Genomic DNA, 15,499 nt, shown 5'->3' with positions numbered 1-15,499 from the left:
CGCCTTTTTGCATGTGGGCTCTGTTGTTCTGGACGCGGGTGCTGGACCCTGCGTCAATACGCGTTGAACAAATGAACAACTAGATACTTCCACTTATTACGTGCTACTCACTCTCAGATATTTCTGGGAGCTGGGTGGAGAGATGAAAGAAGTACTTGCTGAACTTGAGAAGCGTCGGGCCGAAGCTGCTCTGGGAGGAGGACAGCGCCGCATTGATGCTCAGCATGCAAGAGGCAAGCTGACCGCACGTGAGCGTATCGAGGTGCTTTTGGACGAAGGCTCCTTTGAGGAATACGACATGTTCGTGCAGCATCGCTGTACCGATTTCGGTATGGATGAGGCCCACATACCCGGCGATGGTGTGGTGATTGGCTGCGGCACCATCAACGGCCGCACGGTTTACCTGTTTTCCAAGGACTTTACCGTATTTGGCGGGTCGCTTTCCGAAACCCACGCGCAAAAGATCATGAAGATACAGGATATGGCGTTGCAGAACCGCGCGCCCATCATCGGGATCTTTGATGCCGGAGGCGCGCGCATTCAAGAAGGTGTCGCGGCGCTGGGCGGTTATGGCGAGGTATTCTGGCGCAATGTGCGTGCATCAGGCGTTATTCCGCAGATCTCCGTGATCATGGGGCCTTGTGCGGGTGGAGACGTTTACAGCCCGGCCATGACCGACTTCATCTTCATGGTGCGTGACACCTCCTACATGTTCGTGACGGGCCCAGATGTGGTGAAGACCGTGACCAACGAGACGGTGACAGCTGAAGAGCTGGGCGGAGCATCGATCCACACCACAAAATCGTCTATTGCAGATGGGGCCTATGACAACGACGTGGAAGCCCTTCTTCAAATCCGCCGCGTTGTGGATTTCCTCCCCATGAACAATCAGGCACCTTTGCCTGAGTTGGACGTCTATGATGATCCGGCGCGGCTCGACATGAGCCTCGACAGTCTCATTCCTGATAACCCAAACAAGCCCTATGACATGAAGGAGCTGATCCTGAAAACCGTCGATGAGGGTGATTTCTTTGAGATTCAGGAGAGCTTTGCCAAGAACATCATCGTGGGTTTCGGCAGAGTGGAGGGCCGCACTGTGGGTTTCGTTGCCAATCAGCCAATGGTGTTGGCTGGGGTGCTGGACAGCGACGCCAGCCGCAAGGCAGCCCGGTTCGTTCGCTTCTGCGATTGTTTCGGTATCCCAATTGTGACCTTCGTGGACGTTCCGGGCTTTCTGCCAGGCACGGCGCAGGAGTATGGCGGTCTTATCAAGCATGGTGCCAAGCTGCTGTTCGCATACGGAGAGGCGACCGTACCGAAAATCACTGTCATTACGCGAAAAGCGTATGGGGGGGCTTATGACGTAATGAGCTCCAAGCACGTGCGCGGCGATGTGAATTACGCTTGGCCCTCTGCGGAGATTGCGGTGATGGGAGCCAAGGGCGCAGTAGAGATTTTGTACCGCTCCGAGCTGGGCGACAAAGACAAGATTGCCGCACGCACCAAGGACTACGAGGACCGGTTCGCAAACCCGTTTGTTGCGGCAGAACGGGGTTACATTGATGAGGTGATCAAGCCGCATGCAACGCGGATGCGGATTTCACGCGCCTTGGCAATGCTGCGCAACAAGGTGCAAGAAATGCCTTGGAGAAAGCACGACAATATACCGCTCTAGCCGCAGGAGCCGCCGAGTGAGAAGGGGCCGTTTGGCCCCTTTTTTAGTCGAAGATCCCAAAATCGTAGGGACGAACGCAGGTGTAGCCTATTCGGCATTGCTTGATGTCTTTGGTTTGAACCCATTCTGAGCGGATGGCTTCGTCTCGCTGGCAAAACCGGCGATCCACTACAAAGCGATCAAAGGTTCTGGCACCGGTTGTCAGAACCACCGCGCCGCGTTGTTTGACCAGGTTGCGTGCCTGCTCGCAGGTCATCGTGCGCGTGTCTGGCCGAGCTTGGGCTGAGGCCGCGCTGACCGTCACAACAAGCATGAGAATGGATAGGAGGGCGTGTGTTGCTGACATCTATTCTTCCTTCATCCGCAAAACTGACCACGAGCCGGTGTAGCCTCACATGAGGACGCTCGGGATATTGCTGAAGAATAGAGCGTGATGCCGCCAAGTCACTCTTTGCTAAATCCGGGGGCTCAAGTTGCCGTGAGCACGAAGGTCGGATTTTTAAATAGTCACCCAAAATGAAAGGGGCCAAGCGGCCCCCTCAATGATCAGTTGAATACGCCCCATTCGAAGGGGCGCACGCAGATTGAGCCAATCCGGCACTTTTCAACGTCTTTGGTTTTAACCCATTGTGGCTGGGTTACTTCATCAAATGAACAGTACCCTCGATGGGCAACATAGCGATCGTAGTTGTGAGCTGTCGTTGACAGGACAATAGCCCCTTTTTGCTGCACAAGGTCCTTGGCTTGCTGACAGGTCATGGTGCGCACGTCCGGTCGTGCCTGGGCGGCTGCGGATGTGAGCGCTAAAACAAGCAGCAGGGACGACAAGAGAGTGAGTGCTTTGGGCATAGGTTCTCCCTTCATGGACTAAGGGCGAGCGTGCGGCCTTCAGCCCCACGCCTCAATTGAGGATCGATCCTAACCCTAAATGTGGCAGATGTCTGTGTTTGCAATCACTGATCGCAGGCTTCAATCACTGGTAAGCTGGCGCATGCCGGGAAGGGGCGCGGAGCTGGGATTGTTGATCCGATCACGGGTAATTTCGACAGAAAAACTGCCAGCGTGCACCGGCACTGGTGCGCTTGGTTTGCTCACCCGAACCCGAACGCGCGCGATGCGCAGGTCTTGTTCAAGCACCGCCTCGCACACAGCCCCGGCGAGCCTTTCAATCAGATTGAAGCGGGTCTGAGTGACGACCTGTTCAACGGTTTTTGCTAGTGTGCCGTAGCAGATGGTGTCTTCGTACTGATCGCTCATGGAAGCGGCTGTCAGGTCTGCCCAGCAGGTCAGATCCACAACAAAGCGCTGTCCGAGTTTTGCTTCTTCTTCATAAAGGCCGTGAAAGGCGAAGAAGGAGAGACCTTCAAGATGAATAGCGTCCATTGACAGTTTCCTTTCACAAGGTGTTCGGCGTGGTTGGCAGCAGGTCTAGCGCATTCTTACGGAAAACGGGAGCGTCTTTTCAAAGTATTCGGACCTAGCAAAACACCTTGATAACGGTCGGGCATCTCAGTCCTTTTGTGAGGTTGAACTTATGTAAATCCCCGCATACAAACCCCTTTAAGTTTTGGGGGGAATACAACGAGCTCCTGGGGGGAATAGGCCGAATGTTCTCAAAAATTCTCATCGCTAACCGAGGTGAAATTGCTTGCCGGGTGATCCGGTCTGCCAAGGCCATGGGCATCAAGACGGTGGCTGTTTTTTCTGAGGCGGATAAGGACGCACTGCATGTGGAGCTGGCAGACGAAGCCGTTCACATCGGTCCGGCGCCCGCGGCCGACTCCTATCTCGTGGCTGATAAGATCATTGCAGCCTGTCGTCAGACTGGCGCGCAAGCGGTGCATCCGGGTTACGGTTTTCTCTCTGAGCGGGCAGCCTTTGCTGCGGCGCTGAAGGAGGCAGGGATCACCTTCATAGGCCCCAATCCGCGAGCCATCGAGGCGATGGGAGACAAGATTACCTCCAAAAAGTTTGCAGCTGATGCGGGCGTCTCCACCGTGCCGGGCAACATGGGCCTGATTGAAACACCAGAGGATGCGGTGCGCATTGCTGCGGAAATCGGGTTTCCGGTGATGATCAAGGCCTCCGCCGGTGGTGGTGGCAAAGGCATGCGAATTGCCTGGAGCGAAGAAGAAGCGGCGGAAGGTTTTTCCCGTGCCAAGTCGGAGGCAGCGAGTTCCTTTGGAGATGATCGTATCTTCATAGAAAAGTTCATTGAGAACCCGCGCCATATTGAAATTCAGGTCCTCGGCGACAAGCACGGCAACGTCATTTATCTTGGCGAACGCGAATGCTCCATTCAACGCCGGAATCAGAAGGTGATTGAAGAAGCGCCGTCCCCGCTGCTGGATGAGGAGACCCGTCGGAAGATGGGGGAGCAGGCTGTGGCGCTGGCCAAGGCCGTGGACTATGACAGTGCGGGAACGGTTGAGTTCGTTGCCGGGCAAGACAAGAGCTTCTACTTTCTTGAAATGAACACCCGCCTTCAGGTGGAACACCCAGTGACCGAGCTGATCACCGGGGTTGATCTGGTTGAGCAGATGATCCGGGTGGCGGCTGGAGAGAAGCTGGAGATCTCGCAGGAAGACGTGAAGCTGAACGGTTGGGCCGTTGAAAGCCGCATCTATGCTGAAGATCCGTTTCGGAAGTTCTTGCCGTCTATCGGTCGGCTGACGCGTTATCGCCCTCCACAGGAAGGCACCTTTGGTGATGTGATCATTCGGAATGACACCGGTGTGGTGGAAGGGTCAGAGATCACCATGTTTTATGATCCGATGATCGCCAAGCTGGTGACCCATGCTCCAACCCGCGATCAAGCTATTGAAGCCATGAGCAGCGCGCTCGATGAATTTCTCGTCGATGGCATTCAACACAATGTGCCGTTCCTTGCTTCGTTGATGAAGCATGAGCGTTGGCGTTCCGGGGAGCTTTCGACCAGCTTTATTGCAGACGAATACCCCGATGGATTTGCTGTCACAGAGGTGGATGAAAAAGCCCGCAATGTGCTGGCTTCCGTCGCGCTCTCCATGCATCTGATCGAGCGTGAACGCTTGGATCACCTGCCAGGGCGCTTGCGCCCTCATTCCGGTCATACACGTCCACATTGGGTGGTCAAAGTGGACGGCACTCCTGTTCCCGTAGAGCTTCATGACGGGTTGCCTGCAACGCCAATTCATATGGATGTGAGTGTTGGCGCGGATGGGGACGTGCGTACGGTGCGTTCGCAGTGGGCTCCGGGTGACCTGATTTGGAGAGGGCGCTATGGCAACGAGGACATCTCGGTGCAGGTGCGCCCGGTCCTGAATGGCTATCGGCTTGATTGGGCAGGGTACTCCGCTGTGTTGCAGGTGCTGCCCCCGCGTGTGGCGGAGCTGGATGCATTGATGCCGGAGAAGGTCGCACCGGATACCTCCAAACTCCTTCTGTGTCCGATGCCTGGCCTTGTTGTTTCCATTAATGTAGCGGAGGGACAAAAGGTTGAGGCGGGTGATCAGCTCGCCATTGTTGAGGCGATGAAAATGGAAAACGTCCTTCGCGCGGAAAGAGATTGTGTGGTAAGTGCAATCAAGGCCGCTCCGGGAGACAGCCTCGCTGTGGATGCGGTCATCATGGAATTTGAATGATCGAGGTGTGGGCGGCACCTCACGAAAGGGTGCTGTGCCTACGTTTCTTTTCGACCTTGATGGGACTTTGACCGAGCCGTTTGTCGGCATTACTTCCAGCGTGCAATATGCTTTGAAAGGCCTTGGGGCGCCTGTTCCCGAGGCCGATGAGCTGCGCTTCACCATTGGCCCGCCGCTTGGGAAGAGCTTTGAGATCCTTCTGAATACAGCCGAGAAAGCTGTTATTGATGAGGCTGTTCGGCTTTACCGAGAGCGCTATGCGAAGGTGGGGCTCTTTGAGAACTACGTCTATGACGGTATTCCAGAGCTGCTGACCACACTTCGAAACGCCGGGCACGAGCTTTTTGTATGCACCTCCAAGCTGCGCCCTGTGGCTGAGCAGGTCCTTGAGCATTTCAAGCTCGCACCGTTCTTTTCCAAGGTCTATGGCAGTGAGGCGGATGGCCGGTTTGAAGGCAAGGTGGAGTTGCTTGCCCACCTTTTGGATCAGCAGAGTGTTGACCCGAACGGCGCAGTGATGATTGGTGACCGCATGCATGACCTGATTGCCGCTCGCGAAAACGGAGTGCGCAGCGTCGCTGTGATGTGGGGTCACGGCTCTCGTGAAGAGCTGGAAATGCACAAGCCGTGGCAGATCGTCGAGACACCAGTCCAACTCGGGGACGCACTCGCGGTCGCCTAAGGTCATTTGGCTTTCAGTTTTTGGAGAAACGAATGGCAGTTTATTTTGCCTATGGACGCATGATGCATCCAGATGAAATGGAAACGCGGTGCCCTGGCGCCAAGTGCCTTGGTCCTGCGTTTATGGATGGGTATCGCTTCATCATTACTTCAGAAGGAACCCACTCAATGGTGCAGGCACCGGGAAAGCGTGTACATGGCGTCTTGTGGGACTTGCGTATTGCGCATGTGACAGTGGTCGACAGTGCCGAGGCCCTGTTTCGCCGCGCCCAGGACAAGGTTCTGCTGCCGGTTCGTTGTGGCAACATCACACGAAACGCCATTGTTTACTTTGGCAAGACCAGCCGAACGGGCAAGCCTCACGCCAAAGCTTGGGACAAAATTGTGCCAGCAGCCGAGCATTGGAAGTTTCCAGCCCAGTACATTGATGAGCTGAAAAAATGGGGCCTGTGAGCTGCAGGACGTTTTCAGTGATACTAAAAAAGCACTCGCGCTACTGATTTTCTACTGGTAGAGATGCTGGAGTGTGATGCGATTCATGACCTTGTGAGTCCATTGCCATTCTCAGGGCGGGGTGGAAGTCCCCACCGGCGGTAATGGGCTGCTGCTCCTAGTCCGCGAGCGCCTCTGCTTTACAAGTTGAGGGTCAGCAGATCCGGTGAGATCCCGGAACCGACGGTCATAGTCCGGATGAAAGAGAAACTCAGCATGAGGGCATTCCTTTGTTATTCGTGCTGAATGAGGCCCTGATTCAATTTCGGGCTGCCCGTAAGGGCCTATTGGATCAGAGAGCATGAGATACAACTTGTTTTTCTTCCCCGTGTGGGCGAGGGCGTTGCCATGACCAACGCTTCTATGGCTGCACAAAGCAAAAGCGCCATTTCCGGCGCGTTCTGGATGGTTCTGGCGGGTTCAGCCTTCGCTCTGTCCAACACTGCCATGCAGTTCCTTACCATGAACCTTGGGCTGGCCTCGCCAAGTGCCACGTTCTGGCAATACTTCATCTCTCTTGTTGCGATGATTCCAGTGGTTTGGCGGATTGGCTTTTCCGGCCTCAAGACGAAACGACTTGGCCTTCATGTCCTTCGCGTCGTTCTGGCCGCGCTGGGCGTTCAGCTGTGGGTTGCCAGTCTTGCCTATCCTGTGCCGATCTGGCAGGCCATTGCACTGCTCATGACCTCACCGTTCTTCGTGACCATTGGTGCAGCGCTTTTCTTGCGAGAGGGGGTGAGCCTGACACGCTGGGGGGCTACAGCGCTGGGTTTCTTTGGCGGAATGATCATTCTGTCACCTTGGTCTGATGCGTTTCAATGGGGCGCACTTTTGCCAATCGGTGCTGCATTGCTCTGGGGGGCATCCATCCTCTGCATGAAGAAGTTGGAAGAAGATGAGAGCCCGCAATCCGTAACGCTTTATCTGCTGCTGTTCCTGACGCCTATCAACTTGGCGCTGGCTGCAGGGGCGGGTTTTGAAATCCCATCCTCTTACACCGCATGGTGGCTGGTGATTGCGGCGGGGCTGCTGGGTGCGGTTGCCAACAGCACACTTGCCATGGCCTATGCCCGCGCCGATGCTGCATATCTGCAGCCCTTCGATCACTTGAAGTTGCCGCTCAATGTGCTCTGCGGTTTTCTGGTGTTTGGCTGGGTGCCGCCCGGCAATCTGTGGCTCGGTGCGGCCATGATCATCGGCGCTTCACTGTTTATCGTGAACGCTGAACGCAAGACCCAAGATGCTTGATTAGAGCCACAAGGCCTGCCTAAACTCCCTCGGCAGGCCTTTTTGTTTTCTAGCGGAGCACAATCACCGAAGAGCTGCGGGAGGCGCTTCATGTTTAGCGTTCATGTGATGATTTCAGGACGGGTGCAAGGCGTGGGTTACCGGCGCTGGTTTCAGCAAAAGGCGCGCGGTTTGGACCTGTCTGGCTGGGTGCGCAACCTGCAGGACGGTCGTGTGGAGGCGCAGGTATCTGGCCCCCGCGAGAAGGTGGAAGCCTTGCTGACCGCGGCCCTTGAAGGGCCGACCTTCTCATCCGTTGATGAAGTGGAACGCCTTGGGCCTGGAGAGGCCCAAGATGGACCGTTTAGAATCGCTTTCTAAGCGGTCTCGGTGGAGTTGTAGGGAACAGCCAAACCCGTTGCCCCTATGGGCTCTACAGGCCCGAACACAGCCTCAAACCGCGCCCTTAGAACGCTGTCGTTCTCTTCCATGGTGACTGGCAGGCCAAGATCAACAAGGCTGGTCACCCCGTGCTGCTGGATGCCACAGGGCACGATACCGCTGAAATGGTCCAGATCCGGGTCTACGTTGAAGCTGATGCCGTGGAACGTAACCCATTTGCGCAGACGAATGCCGATGGCGGCAATCTTGTCCTCAACGCCTGCGCCTTTCTCTGGCCGTTGCACCCAAACACCGACGCGATTTTCACGGCGCTCGCCGCGCACATGATAGTCCCATAGCGATGAGATGACCCATTCTTCCAGTGCTGCCACAAAGGCCCTCACGTCCTGTGTGCGCCGCTTGAGGTCCAGCATGACATAGGCAACGCGCTGGCCTGGTCCATGATAGGTGTACTGGCCACCGCGACCCGTCTCATAAACGGGAAAGCGGTCAGGGGATATCAAGTCCTTCGCTTCCGCGCTGGTGCCGGCTGTGTAAAGAGGCGGGTGCTCCAACAACCAGACACGTTCGCGGGCTTCACCCTTTGCGATTGCAGCAACACGGCTCTCCATCTCAGCGCTTGCGACCTCATAGGGCACAAGACCATCGTCGATTACCCACTCTACTGGTGGTGCTTCAACGGTTGGATGAAAACTGGTGGCTAGGGTCTGCCGATCTACCATGGCTCTGACTTGTCTTCTTGATTGTGAGAACAACTGGAATCCTTAATGGCGAATAACCGCAAAATCCAGTAGGGTGCAAGCGTTGCGCACGAAGGATGTGTACCGACCATTTAGGCTTGGAATTTGCGAATGACCACCTTTGACAAGATCGCCGTTGATATTTCTGTTGTGTTGGGCCGTTCTGAAATGCCGGTTCACCAGCTTTTGCGTATGGGACGTGGTGCCGTGATTGAGCTGGATGCGACAGAAGAGGACGAAGTCGAGGTTCTGGCAAACAAAATTCCGGTTGCGAAAGGGCAGGTGACGCTTGTGGGCGATAAAGTCGGCATCAAAATCACTAAGATATTGAAAAGACGGCCAGAAGTGCGCCCTGCGCGCGAGGACGATCGCATATAGCAGGGGCAGGGTATTGCGCCCTATGGTGGAAAACTCGGGCTCTGGAACGTTGATTTCCTAAAAAATATGGCTTGTTGTGAATATCTTATGACGAAGCCCTTGCGCGGTACATAGCAGTTGGCTATACACCGCTCACCGACGGCGAGGACAGCACCGCTGACCCGCCGAGCCACAGTTTAGCGGCCGTGGCGGAATTGGTAGACGCGCAGCGTTGAGGTCGCTGTGGGGTAAAACCCGTGGAAGTTCGAGTCTTCTCGGCCGCACCAAAATCCCCGAGCTCTGAAAAGAGCCGGGGATTTTTGCTTTTCAAGGGCTGCACACCTTGGCAGCTAAATCCGGTGTCCTTTCCCAAGTTTTTATGGATTCCTGATGGTTCCAGCGTTTAATACAGCTGTGGCTAGGAATGCCTCTACGCCAACTTGGTGTTGCTCTGTGCTCTGTGGGCAGATAAGCCAACGCATAGTGAAGTTTCTCTCTCTGGCCGGATTCGCCGGTGTCTGGAGGTCCCTTGGTCGAAAATAATCTTGCAGAAGCGATTGAGACAGGCGCCCCAGATATGCCAGTTCGCGATGACAATGGCCATTTGAACCTCGTTTGGGTCAAGGCCGTTGAAGAGGCCATTGCTGCGAACGATGGCGCGCAGGTCAAGAACCTTGCCGGCGATTTGCACGAAGCAGATGCGGGTGAGTTGATTGAGACGCTCTCTCCAGATGACCGTGTGAAGCTGGTTGAAATGCTCGGAGAGGCGTTCGACTTCACAGCGCTTACGGAGACCGATGAACAGGTTCGCCTAAAGCTTCTGGAAGATCTGCCAGCTGAAGCTGTTGCGCAAGGTATTGGTGAGCTTGAGTCCGATGATGCGGTCTTCATTCTGGAAGACATGGAGCAAGATGAGCAGGACAAGATTCTTGCTGAACTGCCCAATGTTGACAGCACGCAGCTGCGCCGAGCACTCGAGTACCCTGAGGATACGGCGGGCCGTTTGGTCCAGACCGATTTCATCGCCCTGCCGCCGTTCTGGACTGTAGGGCAGGTGATTGACCACATTCGTGGTTCAAGCGATCTGCCTGAGCGCTTCTACGAAATTTATGTTGTCGATCCGGGCTTTCGGCTCTTGGGTGCTGTGTCTTTGGATCGGCTGCTGGCCACCAAGCGCAGCAAGAAGATCTCCAAGATCATGGAGGAGACCCGACATCTGGTGCGGGTCAATGAGGACCAGGAAGAGGTGGCGCGCAAGTTCGAGCGTTACAATCTTGTCTCTCTTGCTGTAACCGATGAAGCAGACCGTCTGGTGGGTATCATCACCGTGGATGACATCGTTGATGTTATTCAGGAAGAAGCGCAGGAGGACATGATGGGTCTTGCCGGTGTGGGTGATGAAGAAATCTCGGACGATGTTTTGGAAACGGCGCGTTCCCGTATCACATGGCTGGTGGTGAACGTCTTTACGGCGCTTCTTGCGGCCACCGTTATTTCCATGTTCGAGGCCACCATTGAAATGATGGTGGCGCTGGCCGTCCTGATGCCGATTGTGGCTTCCATGGGCGGGAACTCCGGCACCCAAACCATGGCGGTGACGGTGCGCGCAATTGCCACCAAAGACCTCAACAAGAGAAACCTGTTCCGTGTGTTGCGCCGTGAGCTGCTCGTAGGGCTTATCAATGGCGTGGTTCTCGGGATCTTGATTGGCATTATTGCTGCTATTTGGTTTGCGAACCCCGAGATCGGGATGGTGATCGCTACAGCAGTGCTGCTGAATACCGTGTGTTCGGCCCTGTTCGGCTTGCTGGTACCGATGGGGCTCAATCAGGTTGGAGCGGACCCTGCATTGGCGTCCTCCGTGTTTGTGACCATGATTACCGATGTGGTCGGCTTCTTCTCTTTCTTGTTTCTGGCTGCGTGGTGGTTCGGTCTGCCGTTCTGACACAGACAAGTGGCTAAGGGACAGGCTTAAAGCCCCCTGCTACGGTCTTCCCGACATCCTCGGGAGGGCGTGATGAGTGTTTTTACACCGCGATTTGAAGGCTGGAGGGAGCGAGTGGAGCTTAGCTTTCGCAGCCAGCCTTTGATGCAGTTTATCGGGGCGAACATCACCGATATCAAGCCTGGAGCCGTCGCTCTGGAACTGCCAAAGCAGGGTGGCCTGTTGCAACAACACGGCTTTTTTCATGGCGGCATCATATCCAGCATCGCGGATGTGGCGGCAGGCTGGTCAGCGCTTTCGCTCATGGCGGAGGATACAGGTGTTCTGACCGCTGAATTCAAGCTGAACCTGCTCAATCCCGGTGAAGGAGATTTGCTGATTGCGCGAGGAGTGGTGTTGAAGCCCGGACGAATGCTAACAGTTGTTCAGTCTGACGTTTATTGCCTGAATGCAAACAGCGAGGTGCATGTTGCCACTGGGTTGTTTACAATGGTCGGGAAGCAGGGGCTTACCTTCTAGCCCGCACCTTTTTGGAGATTGGAATGCGCATCAACACCAGCCGCGGTCTGCGGGATCTTGGCGATATCCTGAAGCATCTGGAGGCCACACTGGAGCCTCATGGATTCGTATTCGCCAGCTTCCCCAGGCTGTCGCTCTCTGAGGTGGCGCAATACGATCCCATTGGCACCTTTCAGGAGGGTGAGGAAATCACAGCCATCCTGACTGTTGAGCAGGCTGGCGTCGCCGGGGCGCCTACAGAGCCTGTGTTTCGGCATATTGCGCTATCTGTCCATTCCTCATTGGAAGCCGTTGGGCTTACGGCCGCCATAGCCAATGCGCTTGCTGCTGAGGGAATACCTGCAAATGTGGTGGCGGGGTATTACCACGACCACGTGTTTGTCCCCGAGGAGCGTGCTGAAGAAGCGCTTGAAGCCATTCGGTCCTTGAAGCATCAGGCAGATTGATTGGCAAGCTACCGTTAGAGGCGACGGGCCGTGCGCCGCTGCTGACGATCCTGTTTCAGGAGGTGCAGAAACTCGTCTGCGCTGACCGCTGGAGAATACAGAAAGCCTTGGTATTCTTGGCAGTGAACGGTTCGGATCTGTGCCAGTTGTTCAAGGGTCTCAATGCCTTCCGCCACGATTGAAAGGTTCAAGAGGCGTCCCATCTGGGTAATCATTTGCACGATCGGCCACCGCTTTCGGTCACTGATGAAAGAGCGGTCAATCTTCAGAGCCGAAACGGGGTATCGCTGCAGATAACCCAGGTTCGAGTAGCCCGTGCCAAAGTCGTCGATCTCCAGTTGGAAACCCGCATCGCGCAATTGTGTGAGTTGATGCAGCGTCGTCGCGGTCTCTTTGAGGAGCAAGCTTTCTGTAATCTCGAACTTCACACGGGAAGGGGTGATGTCGAGCTTGTTGGCCAGATCAATGAGTATTTCCGGCAGGGGTTCACGTTTGAACTGGGCTGGGGAGAGGTTGATGGACAAGGTGACCGGATACCCCTGTTCCTCCCAGGCTTTTTGCTGGCGCATGGCGTTTTCTGCAACCCACTCGCCTATGGCATCGATCAGCCCGGTTTCTTCTGCGACTTCGATGAACACACCAGCGGATATCAGTCCGCGTGATGGGTGATGCCAGCGCAACAGGCTTTCTGCCCCTGTAATATGATTGTTCTGTGCATTGAGACGGGGCTGATAGTGAAGTTCGAACTCGTCGTTGTTGATGGCATGGCGCAGCGCATTTTCTACACGCAGGCGCTCCTCAGCATCCTCTGCCATACGGGTATTGAAGAAACAGTATCGATCGCGCCCCAGATCCTTTGCGCGGTACATGGCAAGGTCTGCTTTGCGCATCAAGGTGTCGAGGTCGCGGCCATGCTCTGGATAGAGTGCAACGCCCACAGACAGGGTAATTTGCAAATTGTGCCCGCCGACAACATACGGTCTTGAGAGTTCTTGGCGCATGTGCTCGGCAACTTCCTCAATCAGGTCATGATCCGGGAAGTTTGAGAGCAGTAGTACAAACTCGTCACCGCCAAGGCGGGCAACAAAGCCCAGGTCCTTTCCGATCGCCTCAAGCCGTTTTGCAACCTGAATGAGTAGGTCGTCACCGACCAGATGGCCGAGGGTGTCATTGATGGTCTTGAAGCGGTCGAGATCAACGAAAAGCATGGCCCCCTGGGCGTCGTTGAGTTCGGCCTCATCGAGGTGGCGATTGATGGCAATTTCGAGATAGGTGCGGTTGGGCAGGCCCGTCAACGTATCGTGATGGGCGAGGTAACGTACCTCGTGTTCCGCTTCGAGGCGTTTGGTAACATCAATTGCGCTGATCAGGATGGTTTGCTCGCCGGTTACCGGATCGTGTCCGCGCCGTGCCGTCACATCATGCCAGCGATTGCCTTCACCGGCCTTCATCAGGCAGACCAGATTGGTCTGAAGGCGGGTTTGCAGCGCTTCGCGAATGGCGTGATAGTCACGATCGTTGCAAAAGCGGTCTGGCAGATTGGCTGCGCTTTTGGGGCGGTGCAAACGGCTCACCGGGTTCTCATAGATGAGTTCGCCACTCTCCGTATACATGGATATCATGGAGTTGGTGAACAGCAACGCTTGTGCGATGCGCAACTGAGAGACGTCCGTGTTTGAGATGGAAGTGACCTGCACCAAAAGGCCGAGGCGGCCGTCGGTAAAGGGTTGTTCGTCGACCGCACAGGTGATGTTCGTCGGTTGGCCATCGATAACAACTGTAACGGACTCGGTTCTTTCCTCGTCTTCCGTGTTTGCAAGAAGGTAGTTGCGCAGCCGGCGAATATGCGCCGGATCACTAAAGGGGGCCGGGAGCGCAAGCGATTCTTGGTGATTGAAGGTGTCGCTGTCCAACTTCATGAAGTCGAGGCCAGCGCGGTTTGCCCATGTAATACGAATATTTTCAAGGTCGAGTACATAAACAGGGATTTCGATCTTGGCCAGAACCCGGGCATCGGTTTGCGGTATTTTCCCGAGAGGAGGCAAGGTGCCAAGCTTCCGCCGTGACATAAACGCGGCAGGTTGAATCACCTTCTCCTCGGAGTGTTCCGAAGCCTTCGAACTTTCTGACACGATTAAGCCAGCCCCAAATAGTTATAAATGCCCATTACCCATAGAAAGTTTCGTCGAAAATAATTATCAAATTCTACAGATGTGAACGGGTATAGGCGGATCTTTGCTAGATCATGCTTAACGAAAGATAACCAAACGAGAGCTTGTCGTTTTCCTGCATCCACGAGGACAGCTTGTCGCACAGGAGCTGGAAAACGGGGAGGGGCATTGGGACCACACTTTTTTACCGGGACTATCTCAGTGAATAATAGTTTGGTGTTTGCGAGCAGCGCTCCCATCTTCTAAGAATAGGTAACTTCACCCGCCGCAACTGGCGGCAGCAATCTTTAAGGGAGCAAGTCACTCGTATGACGGACTATTCCTCTCCGATGCCTCATTATCTTGATGACGAAGGCGAAACGGCAAAATCTGAAAAGTCCATTCCAGTGGACAAGCACCTGTTTGACGCTCGTACGGTTCTGATCACAGGTCAAATCTCGCAGGAACTTGCTCAGGACGTCTGTTCTCGGTTGTTGGCTTTGTCTCAGGTCTCCGATGATCCAATCACCGTGATCGTTTCTTCTCCGGGCGGCCATGTGGAATCCGGTGACATGATTCATGACACCATCCGCTTCATTCGCCCTGAAGTGCGTATGCTTGGTATGGGCTGGGTCGCAAGTGCGGGCGCATTGATTTACGTTTCAGTGCCAAAGGAACGTCGCCTGTGTACGCCGAACACCCGTTTCCTGTTGCACCAACCATCTGGTGGCGCTGGCGGCATGGCGACCGACATTGAGATTCAAGCAAAAGAGATCCTGAAGATGCGTGATCGCCTCAATCAGATCTTTGCCGATGCTACGGGCCAGCCGATCGAGCGTATTGAGAAAGATACGGACCGCGACTACTGGATGTCTCCAGCAGAAGGCATTGAATACGGTTTGGTCGGCCGCGTGGTGAACAGCGCAAAAGAACTGGACTAGCGGTTCAAGACACTGTTCTGACGTGAAAGAAAGCGGTCCTTGAGGCCGCTTTTTTGTTGCCCAAACGCACCACATTGCCGCGCGGTCATGGAGATGTGTTTTTGCGGCTTGCGAAAATTCGGTTGTGGGACTAAATGCATCTACGCCTCCCGGATGTGACATGAGTGCCACATTGAGGCTTGGAGTGTTTCATCTCCGCCTGTCCAAACCACTTCTCCTCACCCATGTCGTTAGAGTGTCAAACCGCCAGTTGACGGTGTGTTCAGAAGTGATTGTTCGATCCTTCCCGTTCCTTGCTTTA

The 15,499-nt window shown here is 55.0% G+C and carries 16 protein-coding genes, 1 tRNA gene and 1 riboswitch; of the genes, 12 read left to right on the top strand and 5 right to left on the bottom strand.

Features of this window, described 5'->3' with window-relative positions:
- Positions 1-142: 142 nt before the first annotated feature.
- On the top strand, positions 143-1,675 hold the full coding sequence (locus tag Q3Y58_RS13085) for an acyl-CoA carboxylase subunit beta (protein ID WP_274218809.1): 1,533 nt from the start codon (positions 143-145) through the stop codon (positions 1,673-1,675).
- A gap of 43 nt (positions 1,676-1,718) precedes the next feature.
- Here Q3Y58_RS13085 and Q3Y58_RS13080 read toward each other — a convergent pair whose 3' ends face one another.
- The 3 genes from Q3Y58_RS13080 to folB all read right to left on the bottom strand — a co-directional run bounded on the left by Q3Y58_RS13080 (position 1,719) and on the right by folB (position 3,058).
- On the bottom strand, positions 1,719-2,021 hold the full coding sequence (locus Q3Y58_RS13080) for a hypothetical protein (protein WP_319622562.1): 303 nt from the start codon (positions 2,019-2,021) through the stop codon (positions 1,719-1,721).
- A gap of 200 nt (positions 2,022-2,221) precedes the next feature.
- A complete protein-coding gene (locus tag Q3Y58_RS13075) occupies positions 2,222-2,524 on the bottom strand; it encodes a hypothetical protein (RefSeq protein WP_274218811.1) in 303 nt (100 codons plus the stop codon).
- Between the two features lie 120 nt (positions 2,525-2,644).
- Entirely contained in the window at positions 2,645-3,058 is a 414-nt protein-coding gene (gene folB / locus Q3Y58_RS13070; protein WP_319622561.1) for a dihydroneopterin aldolase, read from the bottom strand.
- Positions 3,059-3,282: 224 nt separating this feature from the next.
- Between folB and accC the strand changes: the two genes are divergently transcribed.
- The 5 genes from accC (at position 3,283) to Q3Y58_RS13045 (ending at position 8,079) form a co-directional block, all read left to right on the top strand.
- A complete protein-coding gene (gene accC / locus Q3Y58_RS13065) occupies positions 3,283-5,298 on the top strand; it encodes an acetyl-CoA carboxylase biotin carboxylase subunit (protein WP_319622560.1) in 2,016 nt (671 codons plus the stop codon).
- Between the two features lie 34 nt (positions 5,299-5,332).
- Positions 5,333-5,980, top strand: coding sequence for an HAD hydrolase-like protein (locus Q3Y58_RS13060; RefSeq protein WP_319622559.1), 648 nt, complete (start codon positions 5,333-5,335; stop codon positions 5,978-5,980).
- A 32-nt stretch (positions 5,981-6,012) separates the two neighbouring features.
- Positions 6,013-6,432: a gamma-glutamylcyclotransferase family protein gene (locus Q3Y58_RS13055; protein WP_319622558.1), complete on the top strand. Its 420-nt coding sequence runs from the start codon at positions 6,013-6,015 to the stop codon at positions 6,430-6,432.
- Between the two features lie 103 nt (positions 6,433-6,535).
- A riboswitch (FMN riboswitch) is annotated at positions 6,536-6,685 on the top strand.
- Between the two features lie 134 nt (positions 6,686-6,819).
- Positions 6,820-7,719 carry a DMT family transporter gene (locus Q3Y58_RS13050; RefSeq protein WP_319622557.1) on the top strand — a complete coding sequence of 300 codons (900 nt, stop codon included), beginning with the start codon at positions 6,820-6,822 and terminating at the stop codon, positions 7,717-7,719.
- Between the two features lie 90 nt (positions 7,720-7,809).
- Positions 7,810-8,079, top strand: coding sequence for an acylphosphatase (locus tag Q3Y58_RS13045; RefSeq protein ID WP_274218817.1), 270 nt, complete (start codon positions 7,810-7,812; stop codon positions 8,077-8,079).
- On the opposite strand, the gene lipB is transcribed toward Q3Y58_RS13045, so the two are convergent.
- Positions 8,076-8,822 carry a lipoyl(octanoyl) transferase LipB gene (lipB, locus tag Q3Y58_RS13040; RefSeq protein ID WP_319622556.1) on the bottom strand — a complete coding sequence of 249 codons (747 nt, stop codon included), beginning with the start codon at positions 8,820-8,822 and terminating at the stop codon, positions 8,076-8,078. The genes Q3Y58_RS13045 and lipB overlap by 4 nt on opposite strands.
- Before the next feature lie 129 nt (positions 8,823-8,951).
- On the opposite strand from lipB, the gene Q3Y58_RS13035 reads away from it, so the two are divergent.
- The 5 genes from Q3Y58_RS13035 to Q3Y58_RS13015 all read left to right on the top strand — a co-directional run bounded on the left by Q3Y58_RS13035 (position 8,952) and on the right by Q3Y58_RS13015 (position 12,107).
- Positions 8,952-9,218 carry a FliM/FliN family flagellar motor switch protein gene (locus tag Q3Y58_RS13035; RefSeq protein WP_274218819.1) on the top strand — a complete coding sequence of 89 codons (267 nt, stop codon included), beginning with the start codon at positions 8,952-8,954 and terminating at the stop codon, positions 9,216-9,218.
- 179 nt (positions 9,219-9,397) lie between these two features.
- A tRNA-Leu gene (locus Q3Y58_RS13030) sits at positions 9,398-9,484 on the top strand.
- Between the two features lie 290 nt (positions 9,485-9,774).
- Positions 9,775-11,142, top strand: coding sequence for a magnesium transporter (gene mgtE / locus Q3Y58_RS13025; protein ID WP_319622659.1), 1,368 nt, complete (start codon positions 9,775-9,777; stop codon positions 11,140-11,142).
- Between the two features lie 72 nt (positions 11,143-11,214).
- Positions 11,215-11,661 (top strand): PaaI family thioesterase, encoded by a 447-nt coding sequence (locus Q3Y58_RS13020; protein ID WP_319622555.1) that lies wholly within the window; start codon positions 11,215-11,217, stop codon positions 11,659-11,661.
- A 23-nt stretch (positions 11,662-11,684) separates the two neighbouring features.
- The gene (locus Q3Y58_RS13015) at positions 11,685-12,107 is read left to right on the top strand and encodes an ACT domain-containing protein (protein WP_319622554.1); all 423 of its coding nucleotides are present in this window, start codon (positions 11,685-11,687) and stop codon (positions 12,105-12,107) included.
- 14 nt (positions 12,108-12,121) lie between these two features.
- On the opposite strand, the gene Q3Y58_RS13010 is transcribed toward Q3Y58_RS13015, so the two are convergent.
- The gene (locus tag Q3Y58_RS13010; RefSeq protein WP_319622553.1) at positions 12,122-14,239 is read right to left on the bottom strand and encodes a putative bifunctional diguanylate cyclase/phosphodiesterase; all 2,118 of its coding nucleotides are present in this window, start codon (positions 14,237-14,239) and stop codon (positions 12,122-12,124) included.
- A gap of 347 nt (positions 14,240-14,586) precedes the next feature.
- Here Q3Y58_RS13010 and Q3Y58_RS13005 point away from each other — a divergent pair, with 347 nt between their 5' ends.
- Entirely contained in the window at positions 14,587-15,198 is a 612-nt protein-coding gene (locus tag Q3Y58_RS13005; protein WP_274218823.1) for an ATP-dependent Clp protease proteolytic subunit, read from the top strand.
- Positions 15,199-15,499 lie beyond the last annotated feature (301 nt).

The sequence above is a fragment of the Nesiotobacter zosterae genome (assembly GCF_033843645.1).
GTDB lineage: Bacteria > Pseudomonadota > Alphaproteobacteria > Rhizobiales > Stappiaceae > Pseudovibrio > Pseudovibrio zosterae.
This window is presented reverse-complemented; position numbering and strand designations above follow the sequence as displayed.